The sequence below is a fragment of the Streptomyces corynorhini genome, assembly GCF_003346515.1.
Classification (GTDB): Bacteria; Actinomycetota; Actinomycetes; order Streptomycetales; family Streptomycetaceae; genus Streptomyces; species Streptomyces corynorhini.
On record NZ_QQNA01000454.1, the window covers coordinates 1 to 1,065 of the forward strand.

At 73.7% G+C, this 1,065-nt stretch carries 1 protein-coding gene; it reads right to left on the minus strand.

The features are described 5' to 3' along the window. Window positions 1-134: 134 nt before the first annotated feature. A partial coding sequence (locus tag DVH02_RS34435; RefSeq protein ID WP_147286216.1) for an FtsX-like permease family protein occupies window positions 135-1,065 on the minus strand: 931 nt, incomplete at its 5' end.

The following is a 1,065-nucleotide window of genomic DNA, read 5'->3' on the forward strand; positions in this document are numbered from 1 at the left end:
GGCTGGGGTGAGCGGCGCGGGGGTGGCTGGATCCGCCGGTGTCACCCGTGGATCCGCCGGTGTCACCCGCTCCGTCGCCGTCCCCTGCCGACTCCCCGGCCGACTCCCCTGCCCCTGTTCTTTCCGGCGCTCCGTCATCGCGAGTCTCCCGCTCTCAGCTCCGTGATCGTTCCGCGTCTGCCCGACCACCACGCCTGCGCCGCGGCCACCGCCCCCGCCAGGACCAGCACACCGGCCGCGGGCAGCACCAGCGACCACACGTCCGTACTCAGCGACACCCCACCCGTCAGAGGCTCCGCCGCCGAGGCCACGGCGAGCTGGACCAGGTCGATACCGGGAGCCAGCAGCCTGATGGTGGCCCAGCCGACGAGGATGCCACCCCCTGCGGCGAGCAGCGCCGGGGGCAGTGCCTCCAAGCCGAGCAGCAGACAGCCCTGGCGGTGGGTGAGGCCCATGGTCCGCAGTCTGACCAGCAGAGCGGTCCGTTCGCGCGTGGAGTACAGGAAGGACAGGAGGAGGGCCACAACCGCGTAGAACGCTCCGGCCACGACGGCGACGGCGTAGATCCGCTCGGCGCCCGACTGGAGCGGCGACGCGGTGAACGACGCCCGTTCCTCGCTCAGCAGGCTCGCCCGCGGAGCCAGGTCCCCGAGCCGCCGCTTCGGATCGGAGGTGCCCCGCGCCGCCACGCTCAGCTTCCGCGCGTCCAGGTCGTCTCCCGCGACCAGCAGCGCCGTCGGTTCTGCGGCCGCCAGCCCCGCACCGTTCACCAGCAGGAACTCGGCATGGGGAGCGGCCGGGGTGTGGGACCGGACCGTGGTGATCCGTACGGTGATCTCGCCCGCCGCCGAGGCGATCCGGCGCGGCGCGGTGCCCAGCCGCTCGGCGGTGGCGGGGGACGCCACCGCGTCGAGCACCCCGTCCCCGTTCCGCGCCTTCAACACCCGGGCGGGGAACGCTCCGAGGTCGTGCAGGCGCGCCAGCCGGGTGTACGAGTCGGGCTCGACGCCGATCAGCGTGACAGGCTTCTCCCGCTCGGACGAGGACGAGGTGGTGGAGGACGAG